This is a genomic window from Mesorhizobium sp. WSM4311 (genome assembly GCF_002295115.1).
Lineage (GTDB): Bacteria > Pseudomonadota > Alphaproteobacteria > Rhizobiales > Rhizobiaceae > Mesorhizobium.
Genome location: NZ_NSFV01000009.1, coordinates 217,084 through 232,035, shown reverse-complemented (window position 1 = coordinate 232,035; position 14,952 = coordinate 217,084). Strand labels below are relative to the sequence as shown.

Sequence of the window (14,952 nt, the reverse complement as noted above, 5' to 3'; positions counted from 1 at the left end):
TTTGGGCGACATGCATTAGGCGACCGAAGGCCGGCGCCCGGCGCGCGGTTCATGCCGTGATGCGTTCGCCGGTTTCGGCTGAATAGATCGGCCAGCGCTCGAGAAAATCACAGCCATGCACGACAACCGTCTCGTTGGCGCTGTCGACAAGGATGACGGCGTAGGCGGGCGGCGCCTGCTCGACAATTTCGCTCGACCGATCAAGCGCAAGTTCGAACCTTGCGTGCAGGCCGCGCTGCGCCGAGAACGGAATTCCGGCGACTGTGCCGGCGATGTCGCGATGGACATGGCCGAAGAAGATGTGGCGGACATCGCCATGGCGCTTCAGTAGGCTGAGCAACCGCTCGGGCTGCTCGAGCGCCAGCGGATCGAGCTGCTGCAGGCCGAGCGCGACCGGCGGATGGTGCAGGAAGATGTAGGCGGGCCTGCCGGCTGATCGGTTCAGGCGGGCTTCGAGCCAGGCGAGCCGCCTTTCGCACAATTCGCCTTCGATGCGCCCTTCCGCCAGGCAGTCGAGGAACAGCAGCACTTCGTTGCCGGTGTCATGGACCGACTGCACGAAGCCATTCTCGTCGACCGGATTTTCCGGGAACGCCGCGATGAGATTGGCCCGCCGGTCATGGTTGCCGGGCAGCAGCCTGTACGGCACCGACAGCGTGTTCAGGGCAGCGCGCAGATCCGCGTAACTCTCCGGCGCGCCGCTCTCGGTCAGGTCGCCGGTGAAGACGCAAAGGGCGGCGTCGGCGTGATGCGCATTGATATGCGCGATGCAGGACGCCAGCCTTTGATGCAGGTCCGCGCCATAGCGGCGCTCGCCTTGCCGGCCAAGATGCACATCGGTGACCTGGATGATTTTCATCACGCTTTCAGAGCGCCGGCTCGGGTACGGACGCCTTGAAGACATCGAGGCGGGCTCCCGTCTCCGACGAGAAGAAATGCATGTCTTCAGGCGAAATCTTCAGGCCGACCTGGCTGCCGGGCTCGGGATGGACCGCCTCCGACGTCATCACCGAAAACGGTGCGCCGTCGAGATCGACATAGATGACCCGCCCCGCCCCCAATTCCTCGACCAGATCGACGGTGGCGTTGAGCGCGCCGGCCGTGCCGGGCGCCACCAGCCGGACGGCCTCGGGCCGGATGCCCATCGCGACCTTCGCGCCAACCGGCAGGCCGGTGCGTGCCATGGCCAGGCGCCGGCTGCCGCCAAGCAGCGACAGCCCGTCGAGCTCGACCGTGCCTTCCAGAATGTTCATGGCCGGCGCGCCAACGAAGGTGGCGACGAAGCGGCTGGCCGGGCGGGTATAGATTTCGCCCGGCGTGCCGACCTGCTCGACGCGTCCGCCATTCATCACCACCAGCCGGTCGGCCAGCGTCATCGCCTCGACCTGATCGTGGGTGACGAAGACGGAGGTGGCGTTCAGCCGGCGATGCAGCTTGCGGATTTCCGAGCGCATCTGCACGCGCAGCTTGGCATCGAGATTGGACAGCGGCTCGTCGAACAGGAACACCTTCGGCTCGCGGATCATGGCGCGGCCCATGGCGACGCGCTGCCTTTGGCCGCCGGAAAGCGCCATCGGCTTGCGGTCGAGCAGATGTTCGAGCTCCAGTGTGCGGGCGACCGCCTGGATGCGCTGCTGGCGCTCGGCCGAGGGAACGCCGGCGACCTTGAGCGAATAGCCGATGTTCTGCGAAACACTCATGTGCGGATAGAGCGCGTAATTCTGGAACACCATGGCGCAGCCGCGCTCGCGCGGTTCCAGCCTGTTGACCACCGTGCCGTCAATCGCGATCTCGCCGGCGGAAATCTCCTCCAGCCCGGCGATCATCCTGAGCAGCGTGGACTTGCCGCAGCCGGAAGGTCCCAGGATGACGACGAATTCGCCTGAGGCGAAGTCGAGGTCGACGCCGTGCACGACCTGCGTCTTGGCGTAGTTCTTCTTGACGCCGCGTATTGTGATGGAGGCCATTTTTGTCTCCTTATTTCTCGGTGGCGATCAGGCCGCGCACGAACCAGCGCTGCATCAGCACCACGACGATCAGCGGCGGCAACATGACGATCAGCGTGCCGGCCATGGCGATGTGCCATTCCGGAATGCCGCCGACATTGGGGATCAGTTGTTTGAGCTCGGTCACCGCCATCGCATGCGACTGATCGGTGGTGATGAGCAGCGGCCACAGATACTGGTTCCAGGCCCACAGGAACATGATGGTGCCGAGCGCCGCCATGTTGTTGCGCGACAGCGGCAGCAAGATATCGATGAAGAAGCGCAGCGCGCCCGCGCCGTCCATGCGCGCGGCCTCGGTCAGTTCGTCCGGCACGGTCAGGAAGAACTGCCGGTAGAGGAAGGTGCCGGTCGCAGTGGCAACCAGCGGCAGTATCAGGCCGCTGTAGGAATTGAGCAGTCCGAGGCTGAGCTGGACCTGCACGCCCGAGACTTTTTCGATCAGCCAGGAAATGCCGGTCAGGTCCAGGATCGCCTGGTACGGCTCGAGCACGTTGGCGACCACGGCGTAGGTCGGCACGATGCGCACTTCGAGCGGCAGCATCAGTGTGATGAAAATCAGCCAGAAGATCAGCATGCGGCCGGGATAGCGGAAGTAGACGATCGAGAAGGCGGTGAGCGCCGAGACGATCACTTTGCCGGCGGCGACGCCGGTCGCCATGATGAAGCTGTTGAGCAGCTTGGGACCGAGATCGGCGGTCGTCCAGGCGGTCTTGATGTTGACCCAGAAGTCGCTGCCCGGCAGCAGCGACATCGGCACATCGTTGACATCCTTGAGGTTGTGCGACGCCGCGATCACCACGACCACGAACGGCGCAATGCAAAAGATGAAGCCGATGAACAGGATCAGATGCGTGAAGAAATTGAGGAACGGGGTGCGCTCGACCATATCCATCTCACCTGTAGTGCACGCGCCGCTCGATGAAGCGGAACTGGAAGATGGTGAGCACGATGATGAGCAGCATCAGGATGATGCTCTGCGCGGCGGCACCTGAATAATCGAGGCCTTTGAAGCCGTCGGAATAGATCTTGTAGACCATCAGATTGGTCGCGTTCGCCGGACCGCCAGCGGTCATGATGTCGACGATGCCGAAGGAGTCCTGAAAACTCTCGGTGATGTTGATGACCAGCAGGAAGAAGATGGTCGGCGTGATCAGCGGAAACTGCACGTCCCAGAAACGCCTGATGACACCGGAACCGTCCATCGCCGCGGCCTCGATCAGCGAACGCGGGATGGCCTGGAACGCCGCCAGGAAGAAGATGAAGTTGTAGCCGACATATTTCCACGAGAAGGCGACGATGATCGAGGCCATGGCGTCGGCGCCGTCGAGGCCGGGATCCCAGAAGCCGGGCCAGACCCGGTTGACCACGGCCATGAAGCCAGCCTCCGGCGCCAGGATGAAGCGGAACGCCATCGCCAGCGCGGGCGCGGCGATGCCATAGGGCCAGATCAGCACCACGCGATAGAGACGCGAGCCGGCGAGCTGCCGGTCGGTCAAGGCGGCGAGCACAAGCGCGATGAACATTGCGAGACCGGTACTGATGCCGGCAAAGACAAGGCTGGCGGTGATCGAGTTCCAGTAGTCGGCGTTGGACAGGATCGAGCGGAAATTGTCGAGCCCGACCCAGATGTTGCCGCCGCCCCAGGGCTGTTGCAGCGTCAGCGACCAGTACACGGCCTGGCCGGCCGGCCAGTAGAAGAACGTGAAGATCAGGAGGAGCTGCGGCACCGCGAAAAGGATGCCGATCGTCCATTTGCCGAAAGTGACGCGTTTTTCCATCGATCCGCCGATGCCGTTGAACCGTCAGCCCGCTTCTTGGGCAAGACTAGATATGAAATGGCCGCCCGTCGAATCTCGACGGACGGCCGTTCCGCAATCGGAGGTCAGGGCAGGGTCTTGCCCGGATAGGTCTGCTGGAAGCGTTCGAGGATGGCGTCGCCGTTCTTGACCAGAGTGTCGAGGCCTTCCTGGACGCTGACCTTGTTGGCGAAGATCGCCTGCATCTGCGTGCCGAACTCGGCGCGGATCTGGGTGAAGTTGCCCAGCCGGATGCCGCGGGTGATTTCGGTCGGCTCGGACGCCGTCAGGCTGGCGATGGCGACTTCACGGCCCTTGTAGGGCGCCTTGTCGTAGAAGCCCTGGCCCTTCATGTAGTCGAAGCCAGACTTGGTCACCGGGATGTAGCCGGTGTTGGTCGACCAGAACAGCGCGGTCTTGGGGTCGTGGATGAAGTTCAGGAAGGCGGCAGCGCCCTTGTACTCGGCGTCCGACTTGCCGGAGAGCACCCATAGCGAAGCGCCGCCGACGAGCGAATTCTTGCGCTCGGTGCCGGCATAGACCGGCAATTCGGCGACATCCCACTTCATGCCTTCCTTCTGGGTCCTGCCGACCGTGCCGTGGTCGCCGACCGAGGTCAGGATGACCTGGCAGGTACCCGAGGCGAAGGCCTGGACCATATCCTGGCCGAGATCCTTGGACTTGATCTTGATCAGGCCGGCGTCATACCACTTCTTGAGATCGGTGACATACTGGACGAACTTGGTCTTGTTGACTTCCAGACGCGCGTCGAGACCGTCATAACCATTGTTCTTGGTGGCGATCGGCTGGTTGTGGAGCGCCGAGAACTGCTCCATCAGCTGCCAGCTTTCATTGGCAGAGATGTTGATCGCCATCGGGCACTCGTAGCCGGCGTCCTTCAACGCCTTGAGGTCGGCGCCGACATCTTCCCAGGTCTTGGGTGCTTCGGTCTTGCCGATCTTGGCGAAGGCGTCCTTGTTCCAGTACATCAGCGGGGTCGAGGAATTGAACGGGAAGGACAGCATCTCGCCCTTCGACGTGGCGTAGTAGCGCGCGATGCCTGGGAAATAGTCGGCATAGTCGATCTTGTAGCCGTTTTCTTCCATCAGCTTGTCGGCGGGCTTGTAGGCGCCCGACAGCATCATGGTGGCGGTGCCGACATCGTAGACCTGGACGACGGCCGGCTGCTTGCCGGCGCGGAAGGCCGCGATGGTGTTCTGCAGCGTGGCGTCATAATTGCCCTGGCTGGTGCAGACGACTTCGTAGTCCTTCTGCGAGGCGTTGAAGTTCTTGCACAGCGTGTCGACGACACGGGCAAGGTCGCCCGAAAGGCCGAACCAGAAGTCGAATTTTACCGGTTCTGCAGAGGCAGGCATTGCCAGCGCGGTGCTGAGCGCACCAGCGGCAAGGGCAGCAAAGCCCCGCTTGATCATGGTCATGGTTTTTCCCTCTTGAGTGGCTGGTGACAAGGGTCTTGCGCAAGTCCTTGCCCGCTCTCTTAGAGAAGGTATGTGACAGTTCTGTTGTGGCTCCCCGGCCTTTGCACAGCTGCCCGTTCCTCTCCCTCGGCGGCTTTGGCCGGCATTAAAACGCACCGGCGTTTTAGGTAGCTAGGGCGACTGTCGAAGACGTAAAGACCGCATCGGCCGCCATGATTATCCGGCTAAGGGGACAATGATATCCAGGTGCCGCAGCGGGCGTAAATGCGCCGGGGAAGCACGCCAGGGCTACTATCTCGGCAAACTGGCGCCCATCGAGGCGTTCGACGACCTGACAGGCCACGGCAAGCGCACTCCGGCGCGCACCGACCAGCGGGATGGCAGTCTCGTATTGCTCAAGCCAGGCGTGCGCTCGGCTTGACCGCTCACGATCCGAGCGCCGTGTCGATCAGCCGCCTGGCGTCAGGCCCCGACCATTCAGCCGGGCCGTTCATATGCGCGATCAGGCAGCCTTCGCCGTCGATCAACATGGTGACGGGAAGGCCGAGCGCCAGGCCGCGCGTCTTAAGGTCGTTGAACAGGGCCACCGTCGAATCCCGGTAATAGCCGAGCGCTTCGACACCTGTTTCCTTGAGGAATTTCTTCGGCTTCACATCGTCGCCGGCATCGACATTGACGGCGACCACCTGAAAGCTGTCGCTGCCCTTCTCCTTCTGCAGCGCATCGAGCGCCGGCATTTCGGCGCGGCAAGGCGCGCACCATGTCGCCCAGAGGTTGAGCAGCACCGTCTTGCCGGCATGGTCGGCGATCGTCATTGGCTTGCCGTCCGGGCCATTGAAGGCAAGGCTTTTCATCGACTGCGGCGGATCGGCGGGCAACAGGGCCGCGACCTGGCCGGTGGCGGCAGCCGCGATCTTCTTGGCGCGGTCGCTCTTGGCGGCGCAGGCGACGTCATCCTTGCTGCCGCCGACCGCCACCTGGGCCGGTGCATTGTTGCCAGACCGGCTCTCGCTGACATATACCGCGACCGCGCCGGCCAGCGCTCCCGCCACCAAAGCGGCGAGGATCAGGCGCGGGGCCGGGAAAAATCTGTTTCCGTCTGCCATTTCTCAAACTGCTCCGAAGCACGGGTTTTATAGCGATGAGCGACAAGAAGACCAGCAACCAGATGTGGGGCGGACGATTTGCCTCGGGTCCGGCCGCGATCATGGAAGCGATCAACGCGTCGATCTCGTTCGACCGCAAACTCTACGCACAGGACATACGCGGCTCGATCGCCCACAGCGAGATGCTGGCGCAAACGGGCATTATTTCGGCGGCCGATCAAGAAAAAATCGCTCACGGGCTGAACACGATCCTGAAAGAGATCGAGGCCGGCCGCTTCGAGTTTTCGACGAAGCTCGAAGACATCCACATGAATGTCGAGGCCCGTCTCGCCGACCTGATCGGCCCGGCCGCCGGCCGCCTGCACACCGCGCGCTCACGCAACGACCAGGTGGCGGTGGATCTGAGGCTCTGGGTCAAGGACGAGTGCTTCCGCGTCGCCGAGGCGCTGAAGGGCCTGATCGCGGCGCTGCTGGAGCGGGCCGGGGAGCACGCGGCGACCGTGATGCCGGGCTTCACCCATATGCAGGCGGCGCAGCCGGTGACCTTCGGCCACCACTGCATGGCCTATGTCGAGATGTTTGCACGCGACCTGTCGCGCGTGCGCGATGCGATCGAACGCATGGACGAGAGCCCGCTCGGTGCCGCCGCCCTTGCCGGCACCAGCTTCCCGATCGACCGCCACAGAACCGCCAAGGCGCTGGGTTTCCGCGAGCCGATGCGCAATTCGCTGGACAGCGTTTCCGATCGCGACTTCGCGCTGGACTTCCTCGCCATGGCGGCGGTCTGCGCCACGCATCTTTCGCGGCTGGCCGAGGAGATCATCATCTGGTCGACGCCGCAATTCGGCTTCATCAGGCTGTCGGATAGTTTTTCCACCGGCTCCTCGATCATGCCGCAGAAGAAGAACCCCGACGCCGCCGAACTGGTGCGTGGCAAGACCGGCCGCGTCAACGGGCATCTGGTCGGCCTGCTGACGGTGATGAAGGGCATGCCTTTGACCTATGGCAAGGACATGCAGGAAGACAAGGAATCGGTCTTCGACGCCGCCGAGACGCTCGACCTGATGCTGGCGGCGATGACCGGCATGGTCTCCGACATGACTATCAACGCGGCCGCGATGAAGAGGGCCGCCGGCTCCGGCCACGCGACCGCGACCGACCTCGCCGACTGGCTGGTGCGCACGCTGGGCCTGCCGTTCCGCGAGGCGCATCACGTCACCGGCCGTGCGGTGGCGCTGGCCGAGGAGAAGAAGGTAAGCCTGGAAAAGCTTTCGCTGGTGGATCTGCAGTCGATCAATCCCGGCATCACATCGGATATCTTCTCGGTGCTGGCGGTGCAGAATTCGGTCAAGAGCCGCACCAGTTTCGGCGGCACCGCGCCGTCGGAAGTGAGGAAGCAGATCCGCTATTGGAAAAAGCGGCTGGTCAAAGCCTGAAGCCCGATATGCGACGGCAATATCCCGGATATTGCAACCGGCAATATCCGGGGTGCAATGCGCCGAGAACTCGGCTAAAAGCGGCGGCTGACAAAACGTTTCGGACGGATGGATCGATGACCGGAAGCAGGATTTTGGTGACGCTGACGCTGCTGGCGGCGATGGCCGCCGTGACCGCCTGCGGCCGCAAGGCCGGTCTCGACACGCCCTATGAGGCGGCCGTCCAGGCGCGAAAGGATGCCGAGAAGGCCAAGCAGCCGCTGCCGCCGGAGCCGGAAAAACCAGTCAAGGACAAGAAGTTCATCCTCGACCCGCTGATCTAGAACCGATCAGGCCGGGTTTGGCTTCCAGCCCGATCTTATCGTGCTCCAACTTCCGGAATCACCCTCGTGAACCATTTCGACTACCGCGACGGCGTGCTGCATGCCGAGGACGTGGCAATCCCTGATATCGCCGCTCAGGTCGGCACGCCGTTCTACTGCTATTCGACGGCCACGCTGACCAGGCACTACCGCGTCTTTGCCCAGGCTTTTGCCGGCCTCGACGCACTGGTCTGCTACGCCATGAAGGCCAACTCCAACCAGGCCGTGCTGCGCACCCTTGCCGGGCTCGGCGCCGGCGCCGACGTGGTCTCGGAAGGCGAGCTGCGCCGGGCGCTGGCGGCCGGCATCCCGGCAAGTAAGATCCTGTTTTCCGGCGTCGGCAAGACCGCGCGCGAAATGGACCTTGCGCTCGAAGCCGGCATCCTTTGCTTCAACGTTGAATCGGAGCCTGAACTTGAACTGTTGTCGGCGCGAGCCACGGCACTCGGCAAGGTGGCGCCGGTCTCGCTGCGCATCAATCCCGATGTCGACGCCAAGACCCACAAGAAGATTTCCACCGGCAAGGCCGAGAACAAGTTCGGCATCGCCTGGCAGCGCGCACGGCAGGTCTATGCCCGCGCGGCGACGCTTCCGGGTATCAAGATCACCGGCATCGACACCCATATCGGCAGCCAGATCACCGAGTTGCAGCCCTTCGACGACGCCTTCGCCCTTTTGGTCGATCTGGTCGGCGCGCTGCGCGCTGATGGCCACGCCATCGAGCATGTCGATGTCGGCGGTGGCCTCGGCATCCCTTACCGTGTCGACAACAACCCACCGCCCTTGCCCGACGCCTATGCCCAGATCGTCAGGAAGCATGTCACCAAGCTCGGTCTGAAGGTGATGTTCGAGCCGGGCCGGCTGATCGTTGGCAATGCCGGCATCCTCGTTTCGGAAGTGATCTTCGTGAAGGAAGGCGACGCCAAGAATTTTCTGGTCGTCGACGCCGCCATGAATGATCTGATCCGGCCAACGCTCTATGACGCCTTCCACGACATCAGGCCGGTCGTGCAGCCGCCGGCCGACACGCCGCGCATGATGGTCGACGTGGTCGGCCAGGTCTGCGAGACCGGTGACTATCTCGGTCTCGACCGCGACTTGCCCAGGCTGAAGGCCGGCGATCTCATTGCCGTTTCCACCGCCGGTGCCTATGGCGCGGTGCAGGCAGGCACCTATAACACCCGCCTGCTGGTGCCGGAGGTGCTGGTCGACGGCGACCGGTTCCACATCGTGCGCCCGCGCCTGACCTATGACGATCTGATCGGGCTGGATTCGGTGCCTGACTGGCTGGCATAGAAGCCACAGCCGGCAGCGCTACAGCCGGTTCTGCAGGAGCGTCCTTGTCTCGGCGATCCTGTCTTCGTCACGGCGGTAGAACGTCCATTGCTTGATGCGCTTGGGCCGCAGCAGGCCGGCCTGGGTGAGCACGCGCATATGCTCGGAGAGCGTCGCCTGCGTGATACCGAGCTTTTCGGCGATCAGCAGCGCGCAAACGCCGTCCTCGATCAGATCGCCGTCGGCCTGAGCCGGGAAATGCGCGCGCGGATCCTTCAGCCAGTTGAGGATCTGCAGCCTGCGTTCGTTGGCGATCGCCTTGAAGACATCAACCTCTTGCATTTAGTCATTTTGCCAAGTTACTAATTGCTGTCAATCCCAAGGAGATCGCCATGGCGCAGGGCAACCCCGTTACACGCGAGCGCATTGCCGCGATGGAACCGCGCATCCGGCCCTATATCAGGCACACGCCGGTGCTGCGCGTCGACATGGCCGACTTCGACCGGCCGCCGCTGGCGGTAGACCTCAAGCTCGAATGCCTGCAGCATTCCGGTTCGTTCAAGGCGCGCGGCGCCTTCACCAATCTTTTGGAAAGGCCGGTTCCCAAGGCCGGCGTCGTCGCCGCCTCGGGCGGCAACCATGGCGCTGCCGTCGCCTATGCCGCCATGCGGCTCGGCCACAAGGCGACCATCTTCGTTCCCGAAGTGAGCCCGCAGGCTAAGCTGGACCGCATTCGCGGCTATGGCGCCGACCTGGTGGTTGGTGGTGCCCGCTATGCCGAGGCGCTGGCCGCCAGCGAACGTTTCGCGCAGGAGACCGGCGCCTTGCAGATCCATGCCTTCAACCAGGAGGAAACGTTGGTCGGACAGGGCACGCTTGGGCTCGAGATCGAGAACGACCTGCCCGAGATCGACACGCTGCTGGTCGCCGTCGGCGGTGGCGGCCTGATCGGCGGCATCGCCGCCTGGTATGCCGGCCGCATCCGCATCATCGCCATCGAGCCCGAGGGCGCGCCGACGCTTCATCGCGCCTTCGAGGCCGGCCATCCCGTCGACGCGCCGGCGGAAGGCATCGCCGCCGATTCGCTGGCGCCGAAGCGCGTCGGCGAAATGATGTTCCCGATCGCCGAGGCCTTCGTCGAGCGCTCCATCCTGGTCAGTGATGACGACATCATCGCCGCGCAGAAGGCGCTGTGGCATCGGGTGCGCATCATCTCCGAGCCGGGTGGGGCGGCCGCCTTCGCCGCGATCCTGTCCGGCCGCTACACGCCGGCACCGGGCGAACGCGTCGCCGTGCTGGTCTGTGGCGCCAACGCAAACCCCGCCAATTTCTGATTGCAACCATTTCGGCCGGGTTCACATTTTCTGAGAACGCCTCGCCTTTGCCGTGTTTGCTGGTATTCTTCGAGTCGTGAGGATCGGGCTATCCCGCCTGATTCCAGGAAGGGCCGATGACGCAACGACCCACCTCTAGCGATCGCGGTCTCGCCGGGCGCCTTGCACTCAGCCGGCTGGCGACGCGGGTCTCGATGATGGTCGAGCGCGGCTGGCCGCTGCTGCTGCCGCTGATCCTTATCGCCACCCTGTTCCTGAGCATCTCCTGGTTCGGCGTTTTCTCACGGTTGCCGGATATCGCGCGCATCGGCCTTGTCGCCGCATTCGGCCTGGCAGGGCTGGCGGCGCTCTATCCGCTGCGTTTCTTCCGCCTGCCCGGCGCCGCCGAGGTCGACCGCCGCATCGAGGCCGCCAACGAATTGCTGCACAGCCCTGTGCTGGTGCAGGCCGACCGGCCAAGCGGCCGCGAAAGCAGCTTCTCGCAGGCGCTGTGGCGTGAACACCAGAAGCGCATGGCCGCCAGGCTCGACAGCCTTGGCGCCGACCTGCCGCGCACCCGCGTGCCGGAGCGCGATCCTTGGGGGCTGCGCGCCGTGGCCGCGCTGCTGCTCGTCACCGCCTTTGCCTTCTCCTTCGGGCCGACAGGCGGCAGGATAGCCGACGGCTTCAGCACCCACGGCGCGCACGATGCCGTGCCGCCACGCATCGATGCCTGGGTAACGCCGCCTGCTTATACCGGCAAGCCGCCGATCTTCCTGACCGCCGACGCCAACCAGGCAACGCCGACGTTTCATGTGCCTGAGGGCAGCGACGTCTCCTTGCGCGTCACCGGAGGCTCGGGCGAGGAAACGCTCGCCTATGCCGACAAGGATGGCAATGCGCGCACCATCGACCCCGCCGGACCACAGGCGGCCAGCGCCAAGTCAGCCGCGAGCCCGGCGGCGCCGACCCCCGCATCCCCGTCGAAGGTGCGCCAGTTCATCGGCAAGCTGACCGGCGACGGCACGCTGACGCTGAAATCGGGCGAGGATCAGCTCGGCCGCTGGGCCTTCGCCGTGATCGAGGACAAACCGCCACAGATCCGCTTCGTCGGCGAGCCCAAGCGCGCCGCCAACGGCGCTTTCGAACTCAACTACCAGATCGACGACGACTATGGCGCCGCCACCGCCAAGGCGGTCTTCGCGCTGGTCGACCCGCAGGCGCCGGGCGCGCATCCGCTCTACGGCCCGCCCGAAATGCCGTTGGCGCTGCCGCGCCGCGGCGGCAAGTCCAATGCCGCCAAGACCACCAAGGACTTGACCGAGCATGTCTGGGCCGGCAGCAGCATCAAGCTGACGCTGGTCGCCACCGACGACGCCGGCCACACCGCGTCGAGCGAGACCAGGACGCTGGTGATGCCGGAGCGGCCTTTCTCCAACCCGCTGGCGCGGGCTGTAATCGAACAGCGCCGCCTGCTGGCCCTCGACGCCAATGCCAAGCCGCACGTGCTCGACCTGATCGACGCCATCACGCTGCGGCCGGAGGACACGTTCGACAACATGTCCCACTACCTTGCCATCATGAGCGCGCGCAGCCGGCTGAAACTGGCCGGCAACGACGATCAGCTGCGCGGCGAGGTCGCCTATCTCTGGGAAATCGCGCTCGGCATCGAGGAGGGCAACCTCTCGGCCGCCGAGAAGCGGTTGCGCCAGGCGCAGCAGGCGCTGCAGGACGCCATCAAGAACGGCGCCAGCGATGCCGAAATCGAGAAGGCGATGAAGGAACTGCGCGAGGCGATGAACCAGTTCCTGCAGGAATTCGCCGAACGCGCCAAGCAGAACCCGAATGCGCCGCAGATGCAGCAGAACGGCCAGGAACTGCGCCAGAGCGACATCGACCGGATGATGGACCAGATCGAGAACCTGGCGAAGTCGGGCGACCGCGACAAGGCGCAGCAATTGCTGTCGCAGTTGCAGGACATGATGAACAATCTCCAGGCCGGGCGTCAGCAGCAGGGCGGCGAGCAGGACAGCCAGATGCGCCAGCAGATGGACAAGCTCGGCGAGATCCTGCGACGCCAGCAGGAGATGATGAACGACACTTTCCGCATGGACCAGATGCAGCGTGGCGAGCGCCAGCGCGGGCAGAACCGCGATGAGCAGCTTGGCCAGGGCGGTGGCGAGGGCCAGGACAAGCCAGGCGCCGGCGAGGACCGCGATCCGCTGGCCAGGCAAAAGCCGATGACGCCGCAGGAATTCGCCGATGCGCTGAAGCAATTGCAGGAAGGCCAGGGCCAGCTGAAGAGCGATCTCGAGCAGTTGAAGAAGAACCTCGAAGGCATGGGCATGGAGCCCAATGAAGGATTTGGCGAGGCCGGCAAGTCGATGGGCAGCGCCGAGCAGGCGCTTGGCGAGGGCCAGGGCGACGAGGCCGTCGGCCACCAGGGCCGGGCACTCGAGGCGCTGCGCAAGGGCGCCAAGGACATGATGAAGCAGATGCAGGCCATGCAGGGCGACCAGGGCGGCAGCCAGGAAGGCGGGCGTCAGCAGAATGCCGACCGCGACCCGCTCGGCCGGCCGCGCGCCAGCCAGGGTCCCGATTTCGGCGATTCGGTGAAGGTCCCCGACGAGATCGACGTCCAGCGCGCGCGCCAGATCCTGGAAGCGATCCGCAAGCGGCTCGGCAACGCGCTCAGCCCGGATATCGAGCGCAGCTATCTCGAACGGCTGCTCGAGCTGAAATAGGGACCGCCCCCACACCCCGCCCGCCCCCCTCGAACGGTTGCAACACCATGCCGAAGCTCGGTGCCGTCACGCCCATCCTGCGCATCTTCGATGTTGCCAAGGCGCATGAATTCTACGTGGGGTTTCTCGGTTTCGAAGTGCGGTTCGAGCATCGCTACGATGACAACGCGCCGCTCTACACAGGCGTTTCACGCGACGGCTGTGTCTTGCATCTGAGCGAACATCATGGCGACGGCACGCCGGGCTCCCACATCCGGATCGAGACGACCGACATTGCGGGGCTCCACCACGACTTGACCGAAAGAAAGTACCGCTTCGCCAGGCCGGGGTTGGAGGAGACGCCCTGGAAGACGAAAGAGGTCACGGTCGACGATCCGTTCGGCAACGGCCTGACCTTCTATGAGGATGTGAAGGACTGAGCTAACCGGTTAACGAACGCCTCGCGGATCGCCTCCTGCATGCCGTCGATCGCCTCGCCCGACGCGTTCGGGTTGCGATGCATCACCACATTGGAGGAATCGATGTCGCCGAATCCATCGGCGGAGGTCAATTCGCGGCAGCCGTCCGGGATGTTGCTGCGCGAGATCGGCGCGATCGCCAGCCCTGACGTGACCGCAAGCTTCAGGCCGCCGGTGGTGTCGCTGGTATAGGCGACGCGATAGCCAAGACCGCGCTGCTCCAGCGACTTGATGGCGAAGTCCTTGCACCAGCTGACCCGGTTGTAGAGCGCGATCGGCACCGGTCGTTCCTCGTGCATGTGATGCAGGGTCGACGTCACCCAGACCGTCGGGTCGTGCATCAGCACTTCGCCGCCGGCCGGATCCTGCCATTCGAACACCACGCACAGATCGAGTTCGCCGGCGGCGAGCGCCGCCAGCTGCGCCTCCGAATGCGCGTAGCGCACGGTGACCTCGACCTTGGTGTGGCGTTTCGAAAACGCGCTGAGCGCGCGCGACAGGATGGCGTGGCCATATTCCTCCGGAATGCCGATGCGCACCGGTCCGCCGAGCGGCGGCGCCGCCATCGACGCCGCCGTTTCGTCGAGCAGCGAGACGATGCGGCGGGCATTGACGATGAGTTCGCCGCCGCGCCGCGTCAATGCGACGCCGCGCGAGCCGCGCTCGAACAGGCTGTCGCCGACCAGCTCCTCGAGCTTCTTCATCTGCATCGATACGGCCGACTGGGTGCGCCCGGCCTGCTCAGCCGCACGGGTGAAATTGCCGGTCTCGGCGATGGCGACGAAGGTGCGCAGGAGATCGCTGTCGAGGGTTGGACGCATGCTATCCATCATAAGCAGATTTGATTGCAGGCATCATTCCAATTCGTTTGCAACATGTCAAACACCGGACGATAGTTGCCTTACCCATTGGATATGCGGCTGCGAAATCGGCCGCGGACCAATCAAAGAGTCCTCACTCGTACCCGCTGCCCGAAACGGTGGCGGGTTCTTTTTGATCTGGAGGCGGGCTGCTTCG

At 64.2% G+C, this 14,952-nt stretch carries 15 protein-coding genes; 7 read left to right on the top strand and 8 right to left on the bottom strand.

Annotation, left to right across the window (positions count from 1 at the left end; genetic code table 11):
* Positions 1-49 precede the first annotated feature (49 nt).
* The 5 genes from CK226_RS24015 to CK226_RS23995 form a co-directional block, all read right to left on the bottom strand.
* Entirely contained in the window at positions 50-859 is an 810-nt protein-coding gene (locus tag CK226_RS24015; RefSeq protein ID WP_095793235.1) for a phosphodiesterase, read from the bottom strand.
* Between the two features lie 7 nt (positions 860-866).
* Positions 867-1,967: a sn-glycerol-3-phosphate import ATP-binding protein UgpC gene (locus tag CK226_RS24010; RefSeq protein ID WP_095772276.1), complete on the bottom strand. Its 1,101-nt coding sequence runs from the start codon at positions 1,965-1,967 to the stop codon at positions 867-869.
* Between the two features lie 10 nt (positions 1,968-1,977).
* A complete protein-coding gene (locus CK226_RS24005) occupies positions 1,978-2,892 on the bottom strand; it encodes an ABC transporter permease subunit (protein ID WP_095772370.1) in 915 nt (304 codons plus the stop codon).
* 7 nt (positions 2,893-2,899) lie between these two features.
* Positions 2,900-3,784: a sugar ABC transporter permease gene (locus CK226_RS24000; RefSeq protein WP_095787875.1), complete on the bottom strand. Its 885-nt coding sequence runs from the start codon at positions 3,782-3,784 to the stop codon at positions 2,900-2,902.
* Between the two features lie 104 nt (positions 3,785-3,888).
* A complete protein-coding gene (locus CK226_RS23995) occupies positions 3,889-5,241 on the bottom strand; it encodes an extracellular solute-binding protein (RefSeq protein WP_095793234.1) in 1,353 nt (450 codons plus the stop codon).
* Positions 5,242-5,476: 235 nt separating this feature from the next.
* On the opposite strand from CK226_RS23995, the gene CK226_RS23990 reads away from it, so the two are divergent.
* Positions 5,477-5,662 (top strand): hypothetical protein, encoded by a 186-nt coding sequence (locus CK226_RS23990; RefSeq protein WP_095793233.1) that lies wholly within the window; start codon positions 5,477-5,479, stop codon positions 5,660-5,662.
* 4 nt (positions 5,663-5,666) lie between these two features.
* On the opposite strand, the gene CK226_RS23985 is transcribed toward CK226_RS23990, so the two are convergent.
* Complete coding sequence (locus CK226_RS23985; RefSeq protein WP_095793232.1) at positions 5,667-6,347, bottom strand: TlpA disulfide reductase family protein; 681 nt, start codon at positions 6,345-6,347, stop codon at positions 5,667-5,669.
* A gap of 35 nt (positions 6,348-6,382) precedes the next feature.
* On the opposite strand from CK226_RS23985, the gene argH reads away from it, so the two are divergent.
* The 3 genes from argH to lysA all read left to right on the top strand — a co-directional run bounded on the left by argH (position 6,383) and on the right by lysA (position 9,441).
* A complete protein-coding gene (argH, locus tag CK226_RS23980; protein ID WP_095793231.1) occupies positions 6,383-7,783 on the top strand; it encodes an argininosuccinate lyase in 1,401 nt (466 codons plus the stop codon).
* 116 nt (positions 7,784-7,899) lie between these two features.
* Entirely contained in the window at positions 7,900-8,106 is a 207-nt protein-coding gene (locus CK226_RS23975; RefSeq protein WP_019861402.1) for a hypothetical protein, read from the top strand.
* Between the two features lie 66 nt (positions 8,107-8,172).
* Positions 8,173-9,441, top strand: a complete 1,269-nt coding sequence (lysA, locus tag CK226_RS23970; protein ID WP_095793230.1) for a diaminopimelate decarboxylase — start codon at positions 8,173-8,175, stop codon at positions 9,439-9,441.
* A gap of 18 nt (positions 9,442-9,459) precedes the next feature.
* On the opposite strand, the gene CK226_RS23965 is transcribed toward lysA, so the two are convergent.
* Positions 9,460-9,762, bottom strand: a complete 303-nt coding sequence (locus tag CK226_RS23965; RefSeq protein WP_095793229.1) for a metalloregulator ArsR/SmtB family transcription factor — start codon at positions 9,760-9,762, stop codon at positions 9,460-9,462.
* Positions 9,763-9,812: 50 nt separating this feature from the next.
* Here CK226_RS23965 and CK226_RS23960 point away from each other — a divergent pair, with 50 nt between their 5' ends.
* The 3 genes from CK226_RS23960 to CK226_RS23950 all read left to right on the top strand — a co-directional run bounded on the left by CK226_RS23960 (position 9,813) and on the right by CK226_RS23950 (position 13,896).
* Complete coding sequence (locus tag CK226_RS23960) at positions 9,813-10,754, top strand: threonine/serine dehydratase (protein WP_095793228.1); 942 nt, start codon at positions 9,813-9,815, stop codon at positions 10,752-10,754.
* 116 nt (positions 10,755-10,870) lie between these two features.
* Entirely contained in the window at positions 10,871-13,477 is a 2,607-nt protein-coding gene (locus tag CK226_RS23955; protein WP_095793227.1) for a TIGR02302 family protein, read from the top strand.
* A 47-nt stretch (positions 13,478-13,524) separates the two neighbouring features.
* Positions 13,525-13,896, top strand: coding sequence for a glyoxalase superfamily protein (locus CK226_RS23950; protein WP_095793226.1), 372 nt, complete (start codon positions 13,525-13,527; stop codon positions 13,894-13,896).
* On the opposite strand, the gene CK226_RS23945 is transcribed toward CK226_RS23950, so the two are convergent.
* Positions 13,875-14,756, bottom strand: a complete 882-nt coding sequence (locus CK226_RS23945) for a LysR family transcriptional regulator (protein ID WP_095793284.1) — start codon at positions 14,754-14,756, stop codon at positions 13,875-13,877. The two genes, CK226_RS23950 and CK226_RS23945, sit on opposite strands and share 22 nt — an antisense overlap.
* Positions 14,757-14,952 lie beyond the last annotated feature (196 nt).

Coding starts and splice junctions, on each gene's coding strand:
- CK226_RS23990 (WP_095793233.1), top strand. CDS start 5,477: ATGATATCCAGGTGCCGCAGCGGGCGTAAATGCGCCGGGGAAGCACGC.
- argH (WP_095793231.1), top strand. CDS start 6,383: ATGAGCGACAAGAAGACCAGCAACCAGATGTGGGGCGGACGATTTGCC.
- CK226_RS23985 (WP_095793232.1), bottom strand. CDS start 6,347: ATGGCAGACGGAAACAGATTTTTCCCGGCCCCGCGCCTGATCCTCGCC.
- CK226_RS23975 (WP_019861402.1), top strand. CDS start 7,900: ATGACCGGAAGCAGGATTTTGGTGACGCTGACGCTGCTGGCGGCGATG.
- CK226_RS23995 (WP_095793234.1), bottom strand. CDS start 5,241: ATGACCATGATCAAGCGGGGCTTTGCTGCCCTTGCCGCTGGTGCGCTC.
- CK226_RS24010 (WP_095772276.1), bottom strand. CDS start 1,967: ATGGCCTCCATCACAATACGCGGCGTCAAGAAGAACTACGCCAAGACG.
- CK226_RS23945 (WP_095793284.1), bottom strand. CDS start 14,756: ATGCGTCCAACCCTCGACAGCGATCTCCTGCGCACCTTCGTCGCCATC.
- CK226_RS23955 (WP_095793227.1), top strand. CDS start 10,871: ATGACGCAACGACCCACCTCTAGCGATCGCGGTCTCGCCGGGCGCCTT.
- CK226_RS23950 (WP_095793226.1), top strand. CDS start 13,525: ATGCCGAAGCTCGGTGCCGTCACGCCCATCCTGCGCATCTTCGATGTT.
- CK226_RS23960 (WP_095793228.1), top strand. CDS start 9,813: ATGGCGCAGGGCAACCCCGTTACACGCGAGCGCATTGCCGCGATGGAA.
- CK226_RS23965 (WP_095793229.1), bottom strand. CDS start 9,762: ATGCAAGAGGTTGATGTCTTCAAGGCGATCGCCAACGAACGCAGGCTG.
- CK226_RS24015 (WP_095793235.1), bottom strand. CDS start 859: ATGAAAATCATCCAGGTCACCGATGTGCATCTTGGCCGGCAAGGCGAG.
- CK226_RS24005 (WP_095772370.1), bottom strand. CDS start 2,892: ATGGTCGAGCGCACCCCGTTCCTCAATTTCTTCACGCATCTGATCCTG.
- CK226_RS24000 (WP_095787875.1), bottom strand. CDS start 3,784: ATGGAAAAACGCGTCACTTTCGGCAAATGGACGATCGGCATCCTTTTC.